The sequence below is a fragment of the Photorhabdus sp. P32 genome, assembly GCF_038085095.1.
In the GTDB taxonomy this organism is placed as follows: domain Bacteria; phylum Pseudomonadota; class Gammaproteobacteria; order Enterobacterales; family Enterobacteriaceae; genus Photorhabdus; species Photorhabdus luminescens.
The window spans coordinates 1-1,161 of the sequence record NZ_JAZGJN010000106.1 but is presented as its reverse complement, the minus strand read 5'-3'; the positions used below and the strand labels follow the sequence as shown (position 1 = coordinate 1,161).

Genomic DNA, 1,161 nt, shown 5'->3' with positions numbered 1-1,161 from the left:
TGGAAAGCACCAAAAATAAAGAAGGTGAACAAGACAAGGCAAAAGCGGATACAAAAACAATTGCTTCGTCCCGTACCGAATGTGAGAAATGTCCGGCAATTGGCAACGTTACGATGGTTTGGGAAAAGACCACATCGTATTCAGAAATAACTATTGCTTATCAAACAAAAATTGCCGGGACGATATACAACCCTGAATTAAACATAATTGAGACTTGGTTATGTATGGATAAAAATTTCGATGGTTGGAAATCTGCACAATGTTTATTTCTTGAAGCCAAAGCCAAATATGATCAATTTTTCAAAGATGGAGAACCTAATGACTTTTATAAGAATATAAAGTTAAAGGGAAAAATGTCTGGATATGACAGTATGATTAATCAGGCTAGAAGGCAGAATGTAGTATGCGAGACATTAAATAATATTCCAAAATCCCATTGGCACTTCCTAGAGCCAATATCTTATGAACACTTTATTACGGCACTTTCTATATTTTCTAACATTACGGTATTTAACACTGAACTTTAATTATTCTCATAAAAAGGAGAGTTAAAAATGTCAATTATCTTTTCAAGAATAAAATTATTTCATGATTCAAATGAGGCTTTAACTCCTGAAAACGCATTACTTGATTTATATCAGATTACACGCAAGATAAATAAGTTAACAACTAGAAAAAGTGGTTGGTGTTTGCCTGGTTATACTCAAGAAGAAAGATTAAAAAATAATGCATTTGATGAAAATGGACCTACTAAATACGCTATAGAGGATTTTAAAGAAACTTATAATGAAAACTCAAAATTTATTGTGAAATCATTATCTGATGGAGTCGACGAGAACAACAATAGTATCCTATATATGGGAGAAGATAAAACCCATATTAACCCTGTTAGATTAGGTAAAACTAATATATCTATAAGCATCAATTTAGACAAAGATAAATTTAATTTTCAAGATATTATTGAATTTTTAAAAAATTCAATATCGGTTAGAAATTCTCCATTTATTTTAGTAGATACAAGAGGCTACTCGCTAAAACAAAAACAAGTTTTTCCAGATAGGGTTTATGCCGGCTGGATGCTCTATTTGCCAATAGAAATAGATCCGACTTTAGTTCCAATGGCGGAAGAAATAATATCTATTTCTGATAAAAATTACAAAA

The 1,161-nt window shown here is 31.1% G+C and carries 2 protein-coding genes; both read left to right on the top strand.

Features of this window, described 5'->3' with window-relative positions:
- On the top strand, nt 1-527 hold a 527-nt coding region (locus V2H77_RS00535), incomplete at its 5' end, for a restriction endonuclease fold toxin 5 domain-containing protein (RefSeq protein ID WP_341497242.1).
- Nucleotides 528-554: 27 nt separating this feature from the next.
- The coding region (locus tag V2H77_RS00530; protein ID WP_341497241.1) for a hypothetical protein at nt 555-1,161 on the top strand (607 nt) is incomplete at its 3' end.